We start from the raw sequence: 18,762 nt of genomic DNA on the forward strand, positions 1-18,762 counted from the left end.
CGAGCGCTTCTTTAGAGTGTGCCGGTGATGAGCACGGAGACGCCGCCCCAAGAGACGACACCGGTCACCGGATTCTGGCGGCTGGTGCCAGAGCCGAGCCTGGACACGGTCCGGCACTGGGGCTGGGCGTCGGTGGTGGCGAACATCGGCATCGTGGTGACCGGCGGACTGGTCCGGCTGACCGGCTCCGGCCTCGGCTGCCCGACCTGGCCGTCGTGCACCGACGAGTCGTACGTGCCGCACCCGGAGCTCGGCATCCACGGCGCCATCGAGTTCGGCAACCGGATGCTCGGCTTCGTGGTCGCGGTGATTGCGATCGGCACCTGGCTGGCGGTGATGCGGTACCGCCCGGTCCGCAAGGACCTGCGCCGGCTGGCGACCGCGGCCGCGCTCGGTGTCCCGCTGCAGGCCGTGATCGGCGGCATCAGCGTCCTGACCGGGCTGAACCCGTGGATCGTGTCGGCCCACTTCCTGGTCTCACCGGTGATCATCACGCTCACCGTGTCGTTGATGCGGCGGTCGCGGACGAGTCCGTACCCGCACACTCCCCCGGTGGTCCGTGCCCTCGCCACCGCCTGTGTGGTGGCAGTCTGGCTGGCCGTTGCCCTCGGCACCTTGGTGACCGGCGCCGGTCCGCACTCGGGTGATCCCGAGACCGGCCGGAACGGGTTCAACGAGGAGCTGATCAGTCAGCTGCATGCGGACGTGGTGTTCGCGCTGCTCGGGATCTCGATCGCCCTGGTGATCGCGACCCGGGTGACCGCGACCTCGCGGACGCTGCGGAAGCTGGCCGCCTGGTTGCTCGCGATGGAGCTGCTCCAGGGTGTGGTGGGCTTCACGCAGTACTTCACCGGACTCCCGTGGGTCCTGGTGCTCATCCACATGTTCTTCGCCGCGGTGCTGATCGCGTTGGTGACGGCGGTGTACGGCGAACGCGGCACACCGGCCACCTAGCGGGTGGGACCCGGGGCGCCTGGCCCGGTGAGTAGACCTGACGCCCCGGGTTGCTCACTCAGTGTTTCGCCACCACCTGGTAAACCGCCCCTGGCGGTCCGAACAGCGGTGACGTCACGTAGACCTTGCCCGACCGGCTGATCGCCGTACCGCCCGGCAGAGTCAGCTTGCCGGGGGCGAGCTCCTTCTTGACTCCGGCTTTGTGCCACCTGCCCGGGAACTGCAGGTAGAGCGAGCCGATCGGCGAGCCTCCCAGCTCCCACTGGAGCCAGCTGACCTTCGCCAACTCGACCACCGCGAGCGTGCCCTTCGGGCCGCCGGCCAGGTCGACGATCGACGTGTAACCGTCGGCGTACCGCGTGCACTTGCCCGTGTGCGGTTTGGCCGGGTCACAGACGGCGTTGTACGAACCCGGCTTGATCCGCCAGATCTGTGACTTGCCAGGCGTTGCCGGGAAGCCGCGCAGCTCACCGACGTACCAGTAGCCGTCCGACCCGACGGTGACCGACGTGGCGACCGCCTCGCTCGGGATCGGGGTACCGGCCGGCGGCAGCGGGTTGCCCTCGGGATCCGTGGCCGGCAGACCGGTCGGGACCGGCACGACCCGTGGTTTGAGCCGGGCCACGGTCTTGATCGTCCCGTTCGGCCAGACCCGGAGCAGATCGTTGTTCCCGGCGTCGGCGACCAGCACCGTGCCGTCCCGGAGCGCCGCCAGCCCGTACGGGTTGGTGTCGGTCGGCTTCCCTTCCAGGTCGTACGGATCCCCGTCCTTGATCTGGTACTTGCCGATGTCGGCGACCTTCACCGGCGCCTTGCCGGGCCGGAGCCGGTAGAGCGTCGCCGCGCCGGGCGGCAACTCCTCGGCCGGTGCGCCGCCGCCGGTCAGGGCGTACGTCGTACCCCAGGCGTTCGTGTCGATCGCCGGCGGGAAACCGCCCTGCACCTGGCCGAGCTTGCGGATCACCTTGCCGTTGTGGGCCCAGGCTTCGTAGACGGAGCCGTCGCCGACGCTGTAGATGATCTTCCCGCCGAACGTGGCCACCCCCCGCGGACTGGTCAGACCCGAGACGATCGGCTTGATGGTGGTGCCGTACTTCTTCCCTGCTTCGGCTGGTGCCGCCACCAGCACGGACCCGGCCAGCGCCAGCGCTGCGACGGCAGCAATACGTGTTCGTACCCCCACTGCGAACCCCCATGCATCTGTGTCTCCCCAGGCGTGGATCCCCCTCCACAGACCCAGACATCGCAACATCAGATCACGATCAGGTCAACGGGAAAACTCCCTGCGCCCACCCAGCCACACCCCGCAAACCCCAATCACACAAGCGTTTCACTGCAACCGCAGCCATTCGCTGCGAGGCCTGCTGATGCTGCTGCGGGCGCGGGCGCGGGCGACAGCGATGCGGGCGCTTGGTGCTGGTACTGGTACTGGTACTGGTACTGGTACTGGTGGGTTGGTGGCGGAACGACGTCGGCGTGGTTTCGCGGGCTCCCGCGGGGAGCTGTAGCCCGAACAGGTGATTCCGGAGAGTCGGCCGGATCCCGAGCCGGCGTGGTCAACGCACGTGAATCCGCGACAGCGCTTCGCCCTGCGACCGGTCGGGTTGTCGGCGGATGGGACGTGTGGGCGGGTGCTTTGGAGTGGAACGGTCTGGTTGGGTTGGGGGTCGGGGGCGTGAACCCCTACTGGGGGGCTCGGACAGTAGATAACCTGTTCACGGTCCCGCTGCACCGTGGACACCCCCGGCAGTCGCACCGTTTCGGGCGCGAGATCCCGCCATACGGACAGATCCATCCACATCCCGGGAACCCGCCGCCGCACCCAAACCACGCCCGAACCACCCGCCGCCCGGTCGTCGAGTTGTGGAATCTGGCTCGGATTTCCGCTCCACCACCGCCAATTTCCACGACTCGACGCAACCAGAGCCCGCCAACGGACCCGGGGAAGAGAAATCGCAGCGACCACAGTCCACTCCGAAGGAGACGAGCCCGCAGCGGGACCACACCGGTGAGCGGCTCCGGGATAGCTGCGTCCTTCCCTGGTCGGCACACTCCCGCAGCCCGGAACCGCGCCCCCAGCAGTCCCGAAGGCCACCCAACCGCAGCAGTCCGAAACACCTCAGCACAGCACCCCGAAGGCCACCTACCCACAGCAACCCCGGAACGCCGCTCGGCCACGGCCCGCGAGGGGCGCGCGCCGTACTAGTGCAGCAGCGGATCGATGGCCGCGGCGATGAACAGCAGGGCCAGGTAGATGTTCGAGAAGTGGAACAGGCGCATGGGTCGCAGGGCCGCGCCCTCGGCGCCGGTGTGGGCCCGGAGCAACAAGGCGCGCGCCTCGCGCAGGAAGACGATGCCGAGCGCGATCGCGGCCAGCGGGTAGACGAAACCGGTGTCGGCGATCGGCCACAGCGCGATCGAGGTGATCACCATCACCACCGAGTACGCCATGATCTGGCGGGCCGTGGCGACCGGGGTGGCGACCACGGGCAGCATCGGTACGTCGACCGATGCGTAGTCCTCGCGGTAGCGCATCGCCAGCGCCCAGGTGTGCGGCGGGGTCCAGAAGAACACCACCAGGAACAGCACGAACGGCGTCCAGGCCAGCTCGTTGGTGACCGCGGTCCAGCCGATCAGGGTCGGGAAGCAGCCCGCGATCCCGCCCCAGACGATGTTCTGCACGGTCCGGCGCTTCAGCACCATCGTGTAGCCGAACACGTAGAAGGCGTTCGCCGCGAGCGCCAGGATCGAGGACAGCCAGTTCACGAAGAAGCCGAGCTCGAGCGTGGCCAGCACACCCAGGACGACGCCGAAGACGGTCGCCGACCGCGGGCTGACCGCGTGCCGGGGCAGCGGGCGGCGGCGGGTCCGGCGCATCTGCTCGTCGATGTCGCGGTCGAGCACGCAGTTGATCGTGTTCGCGCTGCCGGCGGCCAGGATGCCGCCGACCAGGGTGGCGGCGACGACGCCGAGCTCGGGCACTCCCCCGGCGGCCAGGAACATCACCGGCACCGTGGTGATCAGCAGCAGCTCGATGATGCGTGGCTTGGTCAGCCCGACGTACGCCTTCACCACGTCGCGCACCGACGGACTCAGCACTGCAGGGCTGTCCGGCAGCGGCGTCGGGTAGGACGTCGTCGCGGCTGGACGCGGGTCGACGGCCGTCACGAACACCTCGAACTCGATGGGTTGACGCCGGTGACCGGCGCTGACGGTTCGACAGTCTACGACGCCCCGTAGGAGTCGTTGACCACCCCCCGGGAACAAGGATGTACATGTCCGAGTTGGTGATCTGTGAGAAGCCTGAAACGTGCTGGCGAGTAGGCTCCTGGCGGGGGACCGACAGGAGTGCCCGCAGCCATGAGAGGAGCGCCGCCGGCGTGACGGAGAAGACCAGCCCCAAGCTTGAATGGACCGAGCTCGACCAGCGCGCGGTCGACACCGTGCGGGTGCTTGCGATGGACGCGGTCGAGAAGGTCGGCAACGGCCACCCCGGTACGGCGATGAGCCTGGCGCCCGCGGCGTACCTGCTGTTCCAGAAGGTGATGCGGCACAATCCGGCGGACCCGGAGTGGGCGGGCCGGGACCGGTTCGTGCTGTCGGCCGGTCACTCCAGCCTGACCCTGTACATCCAGCTGTACCTGGCCGGCTTCGGCCTGGAGCTGGACGACCTGAAGGCGCTGCGCACCTGGGGCAGCCTGACCCCGGGTCACCCGGAGCACGGCCACACCAAGGGTGTCGAGACCACCACCGGCCCGCTCGGCCAGGGCGTCGGCAACGCGGTCGGGATGGCGATGGCGGCCCGCCGTGAGCGCGGCCTGTTCGACCCGGAGACCGCCAACGGCGAGAGCCTGTTCGACCACCAGATCTACGTGATCGCCTCCGACGGCGACCTCGAGGAGGGTGTCTCGTCCGAGGCGTCCTCGCTGGCCGGGCACCAGAAGCTCGGCAACCTCACGGTGATCTACGACGCCAACAAGATCTCGATCGAGGACGACACCGACATCGCGTTCTCCGAGGACGTGGCGCTGCGCTACGAGGCGTACGGCTGGCACGTCCAGACCGTCGACTGGACCAACGGCGGCACCGGCTACGAGGAGGACGTCCAAGCCCTGTACGACGCCCTGGAGGCGGCCAAGGCGGTCACCGACAAGCCGAGCTTCATCCGGCTGCACACGATCATCGGCTGGCCGGCCCCGAACAAGCAGAACACCGGCAAGATCCACGGCTCCGCGCTCGGCGCCGACGAGGTCGCCGCCACCAAGCGGGTGCTCGGCTGGGACCCGGAGAAGTCCTTCGACGTGGCCGCCGACGTGATCGCGCACACCCGCACGGCGATCGAGCGCGGCCAGGCCCTCGAGGACGAGTGGACCACCGGCTTCGACGCCTGGAAGGCCGCGAACGCGGAGCGGGCCGAGCTGTTCGCCCGGCTGGGCGACCGCGATCTGCCGGCCGGCTGGCAGGACGCGCTGCCGAGCTGGGACGCCGACGCCAAGGGGGTCGCCACCCGGGCCGCCTCCGGTGAGGTGCTGACCAAGCTGGCGCCCGGGCTGCCCGAGCTGTGGGGCGGTTCGGCCGACCTCGCCGGCTCGAACAACACCACCCCGAAGGGCCAGCCGTCCTTCGTCCCCGCCGAGTTCTCCACCAAGGAGTTCCAGGGCGACGAGTACGGCCGGGTGCTGCACTTCGGCATCCGCGAGCACGGCATGGGCTCGATCCTGAACGGCATCGCGCTGCACGGCGGCACCCGCCCGTACGGCGGGACCTTCCTGGTCTTCAGCGATTACATGCGCCCGTCGGTCCGGCTGGCCGCGCTGATGAAGCTGCCGGTCACCTACGTGTGGACGCACGACTCGATCGGCCTCGGCGAGGACGGCCCGACCCACCAGCCGATCGAGCACCTGGCGGCGCTGCGGGCCATTCCGGGCCTGGACGTCGTACGCCCCGCGGACGCGAACGAGACGGCGGCCGCATGGGCCGCGATCCTCCAGCACAAGGACCGCCCGGCCGGCCTGGCGCTGACCCGGCAGAACGTCCCGGTGTTCCCGCGCGGCGCCGACGGCTTCGCCGGCACCGAGAACGTGCACAGGGGCGGCTACACGCTGCTCGACACCGAAGGGACGCCGGACGTCGTGCTGATCGGCACCGGCTCCGAGGTGCAGCTGGCCGTCGAGGCCCGGAACACGCTGGCCGAGCAGGGCATCAAGGCCCGGGTCGTGTCGATGGTGTCGCGCGAGTGGTTCGACGAGCAGAACGACGCCTACCGCGACGCGGTGATCCCGCCGCAGGTCCGGGCCCGGGTCTCGGTCGAGGCCGGGATCGCGCTGGGCTGGCGCGAGGTCGTCGGTGACGCCGGTCGCAGCGTGAGCCTGGAGCACTTCGGCGCTTCCGCCGACTACAAGGTCCTGTACGACGAGTTCGGCATCACCGCAGCTGCCGTCGTCCAGGCCGCCAAGGACAGCATCGCCGCCGCCGCGGAACTCGGCGGCTCCGGGGTACCGGCAGGGCGACGCCCGGCCGGCGGAATCGGCCCCGGCGACGACCCGGCGGTGAGCGCCGACCCGAACGCCGACGCCACCAACGAGCGCAACTGACACACCACAACAGAACATCCGGAGGCTTCGGACATGAACGATCGCTTGAAAGCACTCGCCGACGCGGGTGTCTCCATCTGGCTCGACGACCTCTCCCGGCAGCGGCTGACCAGCGGCGGCCTCGCGACGCTGATCCAGGACGCCCACATCAGCGGCGTGACCACCAACCCGACGATCTTCGCCAAGGCGATCTCCGACGCGGACGCGTACGCCGAGCAGGTGTCCCGGCTGGCCGCCGAGGGGGTCTCCACCGACGAGGCCATCCGGGTGATCACCACCGACGACGTCCGGGACGCGGCTGACCTGTTCAAGCCGGTGTACGACGACACCGACACCGTCGACGGCCGGGTCTCGATCGAGGTCGAGCCCAGCCTGGCCCGGGACACCGAGAAGACGATCGCCCAGGCTAAGGAGCTGTGGGAGACCGTCGGCCGGGACAACGTCTTCGTGAAGATCCCGGCCACCCAGGAGGGCCTGCCGGCGATCACCGAGACGCTGGCCGCCGGGATCAGCGTGAACGTGACGCTGATCTTCTCGCTGGAGCGCTACAAGGCGGTCGCGGACGCGTTCCTGAGCGGCCTGGAGAAGGCGATCGAGAACGGCCACGACGTGACCAAGCTGGCCAGCGTCGCGTCCTTCTTCGTCAGCCGGGTGGACACCGAGGTGGACAAGCGCCTCGACGCCATCGGCACCGACGAGGCGAAGGCCCTGAAGGGCAAGGCCGCGGTCGCCAACGCCCGGCTCGCGTTCGAGGCGTACGAGGAGATCTTCGGCTCCGACCGCTGGCGCGAGATCGAGACCGCCGGCGCCAAGCCGCAGCGGCCGCTGTGGGCGTCCACCGGCGTGAAGGACCCGTCGTACCCGCCGACCCTGTACGTCGACAACCTGGTCACCCGCGGCGTCGTCAACACGATGCCGGAGGCAACCATCAAGGCGGTCGCCGAGCACAGCGAGGTGACCGGTGACACGGTCCGCGGCGACTACGCCGCCGACCGCAAGGTGATCGACGACCTGGAGAAGCTGGGCATCTCGTACGACGAGGTCGTCCAGGTGCTCGAGGACGAAGGTGTCGCGAAGTTCGACGCCTCGTGGTCCGAACTTCAGGACACCGTCACCGCGGCGTTGAAGAGTGCACAGCAGGGGGCGGCCAAGTGACCGACAATGTCACTGTCAACGCGTACGGCGAGGGCTGGCGCGAGGTCGTCGACCGGCTGGTCGACGAGAAGATCGCCTCCCGGATCGCCGCCAAGGACGCCACCACCTGGGGTCCGGACGCCGAGTCGGAGTCGGCGATCCGGCTGAACTGGGTCGACCTGCACGACTCGTCGCGGCCGCTGCTGGCCGAGATCGAGGCCCTGCAGGCCGATCTCCGGGCCGAGGGCCTGGACCGGATCGTGCTGTCCGGGATGGGCGGCTCGTCACTGGCCCCCGAGGTGATCACCCGGACCGCAGGCGTGGACCTCGTCGTACTTGACTCGACCGACCCGAGCGTGGTCGGCCGGGCCCTGGCCGGTGACCTGCAGAAGACCGTCGTCGTGGTGTCCAGCAAGTCGGGTGGCACGGTCGAGACCGACAGCCACCGGCGGGCGTTCGTCAAGGCGTTCACCGACGCGGGCATCGATCCGGCCGGCCGGATCGTGGTGGTGACCGACCCTGGTTCGCCGTTCGAGAAGCTGTCGGCGGACGAGGGGTACCGCAAGACGTTCCTCGCCGACCCGAACGTCGGCGGCCGCTACAGCGCGCTGACCGCCTTCGGGCTGGTCCCGTCGGCGCTGGCCGGTGCGGACGTGGCCGAGCTGCTCGACCAGGCCGCGGAGGTGGCCCCGGCGCTGCAGGCCGACGACGCGTCGAACCCGGCGCTCGTCCTGGGTGCGGTGCTCGCCGCGAGCCCGGGCCGGGACAAGGCGATCATCGCCTCCGGCGGCTCGTCGATCGTCGGGTTCCCCGACTGGGCCGAGCAGCTCATCGCCGAGAGCACCGGCAAGAACGGCACCGGCGTACTGCCCGTCGCGGTCGAGAGCCTCGACGCACCGGAGCTGCACAGCGGTGCGGGCGACCTCGTGCACGCTCTGCTCGCCGCCGACAGCAGCTCGGCCAGCGTCGCCTCCGGCACACCGACGGTCGTGACCACAGGTTCGCTCGGTGGGCAGTTCCTGCTGTGGGAGGTCGCGACCGCGGTCGCGGGCTACCTGCTGGGGATCAACCCGTTCGACCAGCCGGACGTGGAGAGCGCGAAGGCGGCAGCTCGCGGTCTGCTGGACGCGCAGCCCGAGCCGGAGGAGGCAGCGTTCACCGACGGCTCTATCGAGGTGCGTGGTTCCGAGGGGCTGCTGGACGGTGTGGACTCGCTCAAGGGCGCGATCAACGCACTGCTCGGCCAGCTCGACGACAAGGGCTACCTGGCCGTGATGGCGTACCTGGACTCCGAGCGCGACGCCGGCCTGGCGTCGATCCGCGCGGAGCTCGCGAAGCAGACCGGGCGGCCGGTGACCTTCGGCTGGGGTCCGCGGTTCCTGCACTCGACCGGCCAGTACCACAAGGGCGGCCACCCGGAGGGCGTGTTCCTGCAGATCACTGCGGCGCACCCGGCGGACGTGGAGATCCCCGATCGCCCGTTCACGTTCGGCACGCTGATCTCGGCCCAGGCGGCCGGTGACGCGAATGTCCTCGCCGAGCGCGGGCGGCCGGTGCTGCGGCTCCACCTGACCGATCCGGCGGCCGGCGTACAGCAACTCTCGTCTCTGTTGAACAACTAGTCTCGGAGGAAAGCGGCTGATGACCGCTGAGCTCGACGAAGAGCTGACCGGACCGGTCAACCCGCTGCGGGACCCGCAGGACCGGCGGCTGCCGCGGATCGCCGGGCCCTGCAGCCTGGTGATCTTCGGTGTCACCGGCGACCTGGCCCGCAAGAAGCTGATGCCGGCGGTCTACGACCTGGCGAACCGGGGGCTGCTGCCCCCGGGCTTCGCCCTGGTCGGGTTCGCCCGGCGTGACTACAGCAACCAGGACTTCGCCCAGATCGTGCACGACTCGGTCAAGGAGCACGCCCGGACGCCGTTCCGGGAAGAGGTCTGGCAGCAGCTGGCCGAGGGCTTCCGGTTCGTGCCGGGCGACCTGACCGACGACGAGGCGTTCAAGCGGCTGCGGGAGACCGTGGACGAGCTGGACGTCACCCGCGGCACCGGTGGCAACCACGCGTTCTACCTGTCCATCCCGCCCGGCCTGTTCCCGCAGGTCGTGCAGCAGCTGTCCGAGCACGGGCTGACCGACGAGGTGCCCGGCTCGTGGCGGCGGGTGGTGATCGAGAAGCCGTTCGGCCACGACCTGAAGAGCGCCCGCGAGCTGAACCACGTGGTCGAGTCGGTGTTCCCGCCCGAGGCGGTGTTCCGGATCGACCACTACCTGGGCAAGGAGACCGTGCAGAACATGCTGGCGCTGCGGTTCGCCAACGCCATGTTCGAGCCGGTCTGGAACAGCCACTACGTCGACCACGTCCAGATCACGATGGCCGAGGACATCGGCATCGGCGGCCGGGCCGGGTACTACGACGGCATCGGCGCGGCCCGGGACGTGATCCAGAACCACCTGCTCCAGCTGCTCGCGCTGGTCGCGATGGAGGAGCCGGTCAGCTTCGACGCCTGGTCGCTGCGCCAGGAGAAGAAGAAGGTGCTGGCCGCGGTCAAGCTGCCGGAGCGCCTCGACCTGCACACGGCCCGCGGCCAGTACGCCCCCGGCTGGGCCGGCGGCGTGAAGGTCAAGGGCTACCTGCAGGAGGACGCCATCCCGCAGGACTCCGCGACCGAGACCTTCGCCGCGCTGCGGGTGGACGTCGACACCCGCCGCTGGGCCAGCGTCCCGTTCTACCTGCGCACCGGCAAGCGGCTCGGCCGCCGGGTCACCGAGGTCGCGGTGATGTTCAAGCGCGCGCCGCACCTGCCGTTCACCAAGACGTCGACGGAGGAGCTCGGCCAGAACGCGCTGGTGCTGCGGATCCAGCCGGACGAGGGCATCACGATGCGCTTCGGCGCCAAGGTGCCCGGCACCTCGATGGAGATCCGCGACGTGAACATGGACTTCGCGTACGGCGGCTCCTTCACCGAGTCCTCCCCCGAGGCGTACGAGCGGCTGATCCTCGACGTACTGCTCGGCGACCCGCCATTGTTCCCGCAGCACACCGAGGTGGAACTGGGCTGGAAGATCCTCGACCCGGTGATCGACTACTGGGCCGGGCACGGCAAGCCGGAGCAGTACGAGTCCGGCGGCTGGGGCCCGGACTCCGCGCACGAGATGCTCGCCCGCGACGGACGCGCCTGGAGGCGGCCATGATCATCGACCTGACCGGCACGACGTCGAGCGAGATCGCCTCGGCGCTGCTGAAGGCCCGCCGGAACGCGGGCTCTCCGGCCATGGGCATGGTCGGCACGATCGTCGTGGTCGTCGACGAGGCGTCCCACCACGACGCGATGAAGGCCGCGAACGAAGCAGGCCGTGAGCACCCGTCCCGCGTGCTGGTCGCGATACTGCGACCCGGGCGGGGTGCGTCGGGCCTGGACGCCGAAGTACGTGTCGGTGAAGGGATTCCGGGTGAGGCGGTGCTGCTGCGGCTGCACGGCGAGCTGGCCAAGGTGCCCGAGTCCGTCATCACTCCCCTGCTGCTGCCCGACTCCCCCGTCATCGTGTGGTGGCCGGGTGGCGGGCCGAAGGCTCCGGCGGAGGACCCCCTGGGCCGGCTCGGCCGGCGCCGGGTGACCGACGCGGCCGCGACCCGGCGGGCGTCGGTCGACTTCTCGGCGCGGGCCGAAGGGTACGAACCGGGCGACACCGACTTCGCGTGGACGCGGCTCACGCCGTGGCGTGCGCTGCTCGCGGCGGCTCTCGACCAGTACCCGACGAAGGTGACCGGCGCCGAGATCACGTCGGCCAAGGGCAACCCGAGTGCGGACCTGCTTGCCGCGTGGCTGCAGCACCGGCTGGGTGTCACGGTCGAGCAGAAAGTGTCGCGCGGCCCGGGGATCACCGCGGCCCGCCTGTTCACGCCGACCGGGCCGATCTCACTGACCAGGCCGGACGGCGCGGTGGCGACGTTCAGCGTGCCCGGCGCTCCGGACCGGCCGGTGGCGCTGAAGCGCCGTACGACGTCCGAGTTGTTGAGCGAGGAGCTGCGGCGGCTCGACCCGGACGACGTGTACGCGAAGACGCTGGCGTGCATGGTCGAGCGGGAGAACATGCCGGCTGAGGCCAAGAAGGTGAGCGCGGAGGACCGGCGGTCGGCCCAGACCGCGGCGTCCAAGGCGGCCACGCGTACGGCGGCCGCGGACGCGCCGACGCCGGCTGCCACCAAGGAGAAGAAGGCCATCGCCGCGAAGAAGGCGGCGCCTGCCCGGAAGTCTGCTGCCGTGAAGAAGTCTGCGGCGCGGAAGACGTCCACCTCGAAGAAGACCGCGGCCAAGAAGACGGCGGCGAAGAAGAGCACGGGCAAGCGGGTGGCGGGGCGGTCATGAGCTCACCGTCGATCCTGGTCAACCGCGACGCCGAGGGCCTGGCCCACGCCGTCGCGGCCCGGCTCATCACTCGGCTCGTCGACGTGCAGAGCAGCGGCCGGGTCGCCCAGGTCGTGCTGACCGGCGGCCGGGTCGCCTCGGTCGTCTACCAGGCTGTCGCCGAGTCGCCGGCCCGTAGCGCGATCGACTGGCGGCGGGTGGAGTTCTGGTGGGGTGACGAGCGGTTCCTGCCGGATGGCGACCCCGACCGCAACGAGACCCAGGCTCGCGAGGCTCTGCTCGACCACGTGGACGTGGATCCGGCCCGGGTCCACGTCATGCCCGCCGATACCGGTCAGGGCGCGGAGGCGGCCGCGGCTGCGTATGCATCCGAGCTGGCCAAGGCGGTGGGGGCCGGCGATCGGGACGGCGTACCGACCTTCGACGTACTGCTCCTGGGTGTCGGCCCGGACGGCCATGTCGCGTCACTCTTCCCGGAGCACGCGGGGCTGTACTCGGAGGACACCGCGGCGATCGCCGTCCACGGCTCCCCCAAGCCGCCGCCGACCCGCATCTCGCTGACCTTCCCGGCCCTGAACCGGGCCCACGAGGTCTGGTTCGTGGTCTCCGGCGACGACAAGGCCAAAGCCGTCCGCCTGGCCCTGGCCGGGACGGGCCGCCTGCAGATCCCGGCCGCCGGCGTCCAAGGCCTGAACCGCACCCTCTGGCTCCTCGACGAGGCGTCCGCCGGCGAGATCCCCAGCAGCATCCGCGCACCCCGCACCTAGCCGAAACCAGCCCGGCTGCCTCTGATCGTTCGGCCGGTGCCGAACAGTGCGGCTGCGAGGATGGCGGTATGACTTTTCGCGAGCTGCACGACGGGTTCTTCGTGATGCCGAACGCCTGGGACGCCGGAAGTGCGGTGGTGCTGGCGGATGCCGGGTTCCCGGCGATCGCGACCACGAGTGCGGGGATCGCGTTCTCGCTCGGCAAGGGTGATCACACGCTGCCCGACGGTGCGCCGGCGGTGTCGCGGGAGGACATGTTCGCGCGGGTGCAGGAGATCACCGCGGCGAGCGCCGTACCGGTGAACGGCGACCTCGAGGACGGGTACGGCGCGGACCCGTCGGCCGTGGCGGAGACGATCCGCCTGGCCCGGGAAGCCGGGCTGGCCGGCGGGAACATCGAGGACTACGACGGACGGGAGCTGTACGACGTCGAGCTGTCGGTCGACCGGATCGTCGCCGCCCGCGAGGCCGCCGGCCCCGACTTCGTCCTCACCGCGCGTACCGACGGCCAGTTGCTGCGTACGCCGACCTCGCTGCACGACTCGATCGACCGCGCCAACCGCTTCCACGAGGCCGGCGCCGACTGCCTCTACGTCCCCGGCGTCAACGACCTCGACTCGATCCGCACCCTCGTCAAGGAGCTCGCCGGCCCCCTCAACGTCGTCCTCGGCCTAGGCACCTCCACCCTGACCGTCCCCACCCTCCAGTCCGCCGGCGTCACCCGCATCAGCCTCGGCGGCAGCATCGCCCGCGCAGCCCTGGGCCTCGTCCGCCAAGCAGCCCAGGAAATCCTCACCACCGGCACAATCGACTTCGCCGCCGGCCAGATCCCCCAAGCCGAACTCAACCAGCTGTTCGCCAGGAAGGCCTAAGCGTCGCGCAGCCGAAACACGACCAGGCCGGTCGCGATCGACGCGACGGCGTAGAGGCCGAGTACGCCGAGCCCCGACCACGGTGCGATCGGCAGCGCGTCGAGACGCAGCGTGGACTGGATCGTGAGTCCGGCGGTCATCGGCGACACCTTCTCGATCCACTCCTTCCACCGCGGATCGGTGACGACGAGCGACACGATCGGCGCGACGTACAGCAGCACGAGCAGAATCGTCACGGTGCCGCCGGTGTGACGGACTACGAAGGCGACACCGAGGCTGAGCAGGGCAACCAGGCCGAGGTACAGCGCCGTTCCGCCGTACGCCCGCAGCGTCGGCCCGTCAGCCGGCGTCGGAAGCCGGTAGCCCGCGACCTCGGTGAATCCGTTGCCGGCCAGCACCTCTCGACCGGCGAGCAGCGATGCCCCCACGCTGACGGCCGCGGCGCCGAGCACCGCTGCGGTGACGACGATCGCCTTCGCGGCGAGCACGACGACCCGGCGCGGACAGGCCGAGAGCGTGGTCCGGATCATGGCCGACTCGTACTCGGCACTGACAGCAAGCACGGCGAGCACGATCACCGCCGTCTGGCCGAGGTAGACCCCGGTGAGGCTGAGCCTGGGAAGGTCGAAGTCGCAGGACGGATCATCACGCGCACAGTCCGGCGGCGTGAGGTCCCAGGTCACCAGGGCGCCGGCCGCCACCGTCAGCACCATCGCTGCGAGCAGCGTCCAGCCGGTGCTCGGCACCGTGCGCAGCTTGGTCCACTCGGCCCTGAGCGCCCGCCCGATCAGCATCAGGCGTCCCGGCGACCGAGTTGCCAGTGGGCCAGTGCCAACGCGACGGCGGCGTACCCGGACAGCACCGCGAGCCCGGTCCACGGGCCGATCACCTGTCCGGCCCGGTCGACCGTCTGCTGGATGGCCAGGCCGGCGACCGGCGTCAGCCGGCTCATCCAGACATCGGCCTCGGGTGAGATCACCGGCGCGACCAACTGCGGCACCAGCACGAGCGCAACCACGAACACGATCGCCCCGACGGTACGACGCCGCAGTACGGCGACACCGAGGCTGAACAGCGCGACCAGGGCGAGGACCGCGGCCGTGCCGACGACCGCACGCAGAGCCGTTGCCTCTAGCAACGACACGTGGGGGTACGCCGGCGGGTTGTAGCCGCCTGAGCGCAACCCCGGCTGGGCGAGCAGGAACGAGGCGACACTCGCTATCAGCCCGGTCACGAAGACCGCGGCCCCGAGCACGACCGCCTTCGCCGCGAGAACCTCGCCGCGTCGCGGGCCGGCCGTGAGCGTTGTGCGGATCAGGCCGGTCCGGTACTCGGCGGTCATCGACAACACACCGAGCGCGATCACCGCGAGCATGCCGATCCGGAGGCCGAACAGACTGAGCAGCACCACGTCGTCCTCGCCCGGCGACCGCCAGCTGGCGATGCCGTAGCCGGCGATGTCGCCCGATCCGATCACGGTGAACGTGTCGCCGTTGCGGTGCAGCTCCCCGACGGGCACTCCCCCGGTCTGCTTCGACGGCAGCGTCGAGATGTTCTGGCCGGTCCACTCCGCCGCCGGCTGCGCTCCGGTCACAGCGAGGTCGTCGAAGATCGCCGTACCCACAGTGTTTCGCAGGCCGACCGACGTACCGCTGCCCGTCCGTTGGGTGACGTACAACGGTGGCGACGCGACGAACAGCCCGACCTCGACCTGCGTGGGCAGCGCCACGGTGATCGTGCCGATCTCACGCCACTCGGCGCCGTCGGCGGACTCGTACCCGGTGATCGAGGAACCCGCGCGAGTGAGCCTGAGCCACCGCGGCGCGGGATCGGCCGATCCGGCCAGATCGGTGTCGAACATCGCCTGCATCCGCACGCCGTGATCCGGCGTGACCATCACAGCGGCGTACGGCGAACCCGGCTCGACCTCGGCCTTGATCAGCAGGCCTGCCTTCGCCCACTCGTGGCTGCCCTGCTGGCTGACGATTCGGGCGACCACCGAGCCGTCGCCGGCGAGCGGCTTGTGCACGAAGTAGGCCTGATCGGAGTACCGCGGCTGCTCGTTGGCCTCCGTCGAGCCGGCGGTCGAACCCAAGACCTCCAGCACCACCGAGACGGCCACCGCGGCCAGTAGGCACAACCAGGTGCTCCGGACCGAGCGGAACTTCGTCCACTCCCCGTGCAACACCCGCAGAAAGCTCTTCATCACGGCTCCCGCGACCCGAACTCGACCGCGTCCCGAGTCAGCTCCATGTAGGCCTCCTCGAGCGACGCCCGGTGCGCGGCCACCTCGGTGAACGACAGGTCGTGCTGGTTCAGCAGCTTGATCACGTGCTCTGGCGTCAGGCCGGTGACGGTCAACCGATCAGCACCGGTCGCGGCCACCGTTGCCCCGGCGTTGGCCAGCACGGTCATGGCCTGGATCCGATCCAGGGTGCGAATCCCGACCCGGTCCTCCGATGCGGCGGCGACCAACTCGCGCACTGTGGTGTCCGCGACCAGCCGGCCGCGGCCGATCACGATCAGATGGTCCGCGGTGTCCTGGAGCTCACCCATCAGGTGACTGGACACCAGGACCGATCGGCCTTCGGCGGCCAGTGACCGCAGCATGCCACGGATCCAGACGATCCCCTCCGGGTCGAGCCCGTTCACCGGCTCGTCGAACAACAACACCGGCGGATCGCCCAGCAAGGCACCAGCGATCCCCAGCCGCTGCCGCATCCCCAGTGAGAACCCGCCGGCCCGGCGCCTCGCTGCCTGCGTCAGACCCACCTGTTCCAGCACTTCGTCGACGCGCCGTCCTGGCAAGCCGTTGTACTGCGCCATCCACAGCAGGTGATCCCGCGCCTTCCGGCCGGGATGGACCGCACCCGCGTCGAGCAACGCACCGACCTCACGCAGCGGGGTGGCCAGGTCCCGGTACCTGCGGCCGCCGACCAGGGCGCTGCCCGCGTCGGGTGCATCCAGCCCCAGGATCACCCGCATCGTCGTCGACTTGCCGGCGCCGTTCGGCCCGACGAAGCCGGTCACCTGACCCGGCCGGACGGTGAAGGACAGGTCGTCCACCGCGACAGTGGCGCCGTACCTCTTGTGCAGCTCGCGGACCTCGACGGTGTTCGCCTCCATGGCACTCGACGCTACGGCTCGTCCCGGCGGCTGTCGTCACGCTGCCGAGCGCCCTTGCTGTCCCCCACGAGGGTGACGCCCGGGGTGACGGCCGGGCGGACAATGAGGGACGTGAGCCGGTTCCGTGAGCTGAAAGACCGGGCGTTCGTCGTCGCGGCGGCCGTGCTCGGTCTGTTCGCCGTCGTCGAGGCCGGCGGTCGCGGCGACGGGACGGGCATGGATCTGGGGACGGCGATGCTGCTCGGGCTGTGCGCGACAGTGCCACTTGCGTTCCTGGCGGCTCATCCGGTGCCAGTCGCGCTGGCCGTCACGTTGGCCAACGCGGTGATGCTCGCCAGCCCTGAACCGCCCTACGCCGCGGGAGTGCTGGCCGGACTCATCGCCCTGTACCGGCTGGCGCGCAGCCGGTCTCGCCGGGTGGCGTTCCCGTTCCTGCTGCCGTTCGTTCTGCTCGCTCTCGGGGAGCCGCAGCTGGACTCGGTCGTGCTCCTGGTGGTGATGACCGCGGCCGTCCTGCTCGGCGCCTCAGCGCGCGAACGCGGCGCCGCCGCCGACTCGGCCGCAGCCGGCCGGACGAGCCTGGACAACAAGCTCGAGTTCGCCGCTCGGGGTGAGCGGGCCCGGATCGCCCGCGAACTGCACGACGTGGTGGCGCACCACATCTCGCTCATCGCCGTGCAGGCCGAGTCCGCCCGGCTGACGACACCCGGCCTGCCTGCGGAGGGAGCGCAGCGGCTGGTCGCGATCGGCGACACCGCGCGCTCTGCCCTCACCGAGATGCGCCGGCTGCTCGGTGTGCTGCGCGAAGACGTCGACCCCGCCACCAGGACCGTGCGCGCACCGCAACCCGGCCTGGAGCAACTGAACGCGCTCGTCGACGAGGCCCGGGCGTCCTCCGGCGCGAGCACCCGCCTGATCGTGCGTGGTTGTGTCGTCCCCCTCGACCCGGGTGTGCAGCTGACGGCGTACCGCATCGTCCAGGAAGCGCTGACCAACGCGCGCCGGCACGCCCCGGGCGCAGCCGTGGACGTCGAGCTGGGCTACACGGCGGCGGCGCTGCTGGTCCAGGTCCGCGACAACGGCCCGGGGCCGACCGCCGACCAGGACGGCGCCGGCGGGCACGGGCTGGTGGGCATGCGCGAACGAGCCGCGATGGTGGGCGGGACGCTGACCGAGGGCCGGTCGACCGGCGGCGGGTTCGTGGTCAGAGCGGTGCTGCCGATCCCACCGACCGAGCCATGAGCGCACGGATCCGGATCGCCGTCGTCGACGACCAGGAGGTCGTCCGGGCCGGGTTCGGCGCTCTGCTCGGCACCCAGCCGGACTTCGAGGTCACCGGGACGGCGGCCGACGGCGCCGAGGCCGTCCGGCTGTGTCGGGACCGCAACCCCGACGTGGTCCTGATGGATGTCCGGATGCCGGTCCTGGACGGTATCGAGGCGACCCGGCAGATTCTCGCGGCCGCCGGACCCGGCCCCCGGATCCTGATGCTGACCACCTTCGACCTGGACGAGCACGTGTACGACGCGCTGGCCGCCGGCGCCAGCGGGTTCCTGCTCAAGGACGTGACTGCAGAGCGCCTGTTCGACGCGGTCCGGGTGATCGCGTCCGGCGGCGGCCTGCTCGCACCGACGGTGACCAGGCGACTGATCGCGGAGTTCGCCCGGCACCGTCCCGCCCGCGACGCGGCCGCCACCCAGGCCCTCGGCAACCTCACCCCGCGGGAGGTCGAGGTGCTCGGCCTGATCGCCGAAGGCCTGTCCAACCCGGAGATCGCGGGCCGGCTGGTGGTCAGCGAGGAGACCGTCAAGACCCACGTCAGCCGGCTGCTCGGCAAGCTCGGCCTCCGGGACCGGACCCAGGCCGTCATCGCCGCCTACGAGTCCGGCCTGGTCGTCCCGGGAACAGCCCGCCGGTCGTGAAACGCGAACAGCCCGGACCGATGCCG

15 protein-coding genes are annotated in these 18,762 nt (G+C 70.6%); 10 read left to right on the forward strand and 5 right to left on the reverse strand.

Annotated elements, in window-relative coordinates; genetic code table 11:
• Positions 1-27: 27 nt before the first annotated feature.
• A complete protein-coding gene (locus AB0H36_RS13785) occupies positions 28-954 on the forward strand; it encodes a COX15/CtaA family protein (protein ID WP_360521380.1) in 927 nt (308 codons plus the stop codon).
• A 58-nt stretch (positions 955-1,012) separates the two neighbouring features.
• Here AB0H36_RS13785 and AB0H36_RS13790 read toward each other — a convergent pair whose 3' ends face one another.
• Positions 1,013-2,137, reverse strand: a complete 1,125-nt coding sequence (locus tag AB0H36_RS13790; RefSeq protein WP_360521383.1) for a ScyD/ScyE family protein — start codon at positions 2,135-2,137, stop codon at positions 1,013-1,015.
• A gap of 1,019 nt (positions 2,138-3,156) precedes the next feature.
• Positions 3,157-4,071, reverse strand: coding sequence for a heme o synthase (locus AB0H36_RS13795; protein WP_360521640.1), 915 nt, complete (start codon positions 4,069-4,071; stop codon positions 3,157-3,159).
• 263 nt (positions 4,072-4,334) lie between these two features.
• Here AB0H36_RS13795 and tkt point away from each other — a divergent pair, with 263 nt between their 5' ends.
• From tkt to AB0H36_RS13830, 7 genes are all read left to right on the forward strand, one after another.
• A complete protein-coding gene (gene tkt, locus AB0H36_RS13800) occupies positions 4,335-6,548 on the forward strand; it encodes a transketolase (protein WP_360521386.1) in 2,214 nt (737 codons plus the stop codon).
• A gap of 33 nt (positions 6,549-6,581) precedes the next feature.
• Complete coding sequence (tal, locus tag AB0H36_RS13805) at positions 6,582-7,703, forward strand: transaldolase (protein WP_360521389.1); 1,122 nt, start codon at positions 6,582-6,584, stop codon at positions 7,701-7,703.
• Positions 7,700-9,304, forward strand: a complete 1,605-nt coding sequence (locus AB0H36_RS13810) for a glucose-6-phosphate isomerase (RefSeq protein WP_360521392.1) — start codon at positions 7,700-7,702, stop codon at positions 9,302-9,304. Before tal ends, AB0H36_RS13810 begins: the two co-directional genes overlap by 4 nt.
• Before the next feature lie 19 nt (positions 9,305-9,323).
• On the forward strand, positions 9,324-10,874 hold the full coding sequence (gene zwf, locus AB0H36_RS13815; RefSeq protein WP_360521395.1) for a glucose-6-phosphate dehydrogenase: 1,551 nt from the start codon (positions 9,324-9,326) through the stop codon (positions 10,872-10,874).
• Positions 10,871-12,049 carry a glucose-6-phosphate dehydrogenase assembly protein OpcA gene (locus AB0H36_RS13820; protein WP_360521398.1) on the forward strand — a complete coding sequence of 393 codons (1,179 nt, stop codon included), beginning with the start codon at positions 10,871-10,873 and terminating at the stop codon, positions 12,047-12,049. The genes zwf and AB0H36_RS13820 overlap by 4 nt, the downstream gene beginning before the upstream one ends.
• The gene (gene pgl / locus AB0H36_RS13825) at positions 12,046-12,816 is read left to right on the forward strand and encodes a 6-phosphogluconolactonase (protein WP_360521401.1); all 771 of its coding nucleotides are present in this window, start codon (positions 12,046-12,048) and stop codon (positions 12,814-12,816) included. Before AB0H36_RS13820 ends, pgl begins: the two co-directional genes overlap by 4 nt.
• 68 nt (positions 12,817-12,884) lie before the next feature.
• The gene (locus AB0H36_RS13830) at positions 12,885-13,688 is read left to right on the forward strand and encodes an isocitrate lyase/phosphoenolpyruvate mutase family protein (RefSeq protein ID WP_360521404.1); all 804 of its coding nucleotides are present in this window, start codon (positions 12,885-12,887) and stop codon (positions 13,686-13,688) included.
• Here AB0H36_RS13830 and AB0H36_RS13835 read toward each other — a convergent pair.
• The 3 genes from AB0H36_RS13835 to AB0H36_RS13845 are packed head-to-tail and all read right to left on the reverse strand — an operon-like array spanning position 13,685 to position 16,814.
• Positions 13,685-14,482: an ABC transporter permease gene (locus AB0H36_RS13835; RefSeq protein ID WP_360521407.1), complete on the reverse strand. Its 798-nt coding sequence runs from the start codon at positions 14,480-14,482 to the stop codon at positions 13,685-13,687. The two genes, AB0H36_RS13830 and AB0H36_RS13835, sit on opposite strands and share 4 nt — an antisense overlap.
• On the reverse strand, positions 14,482-15,894 hold the full coding sequence (locus AB0H36_RS13840; RefSeq protein WP_360521410.1) for an ABC transporter permease subunit: 1,413 nt from the start codon (positions 15,892-15,894) through the stop codon (positions 14,482-14,484). The genes AB0H36_RS13835 and AB0H36_RS13840 overlap by 1 nt, the downstream gene beginning before the upstream one ends.
• Entirely contained in the window at positions 15,894-16,814 is a 921-nt protein-coding gene (locus AB0H36_RS13845; protein WP_360521413.1) for an ATP-binding cassette domain-containing protein, read from the reverse strand. Before AB0H36_RS13845 ends, AB0H36_RS13840 begins: the two co-directional genes overlap by 1 nt.
• Before the next feature lie 111 nt (positions 16,815-16,925).
• On the opposite strand from AB0H36_RS13845, the gene AB0H36_RS13850 reads away from it, so the two are divergent.
• Both AB0H36_RS13850 and AB0H36_RS13855 read left to right on the forward strand, forming a co-directional pair.
• Entirely contained in the window at positions 16,926-18,056 is a 1,131-nt protein-coding gene (locus AB0H36_RS13850; RefSeq protein WP_360521416.1) for a sensor histidine kinase, read from the forward strand.
• Positions 18,053-18,736 (forward strand): response regulator transcription factor, encoded by a 684-nt coding sequence (locus AB0H36_RS13855; protein WP_360521419.1) that lies wholly within the window; start codon positions 18,053-18,055, stop codon positions 18,734-18,736. Before AB0H36_RS13850 ends, AB0H36_RS13855 begins: the two co-directional genes overlap by 4 nt.
• The last annotated feature ends 26 nt before the right edge of the window (positions 18,737-18,762 follow it).

Origin of the sequence: Kribbella sp. NPDC050820, assembly GCF_040653975.1 — a bacterium.
GTDB lineage: Bacteria > Actinomycetota > Actinomycetes > Propionibacteriales > Kribbellaceae > Kribbella.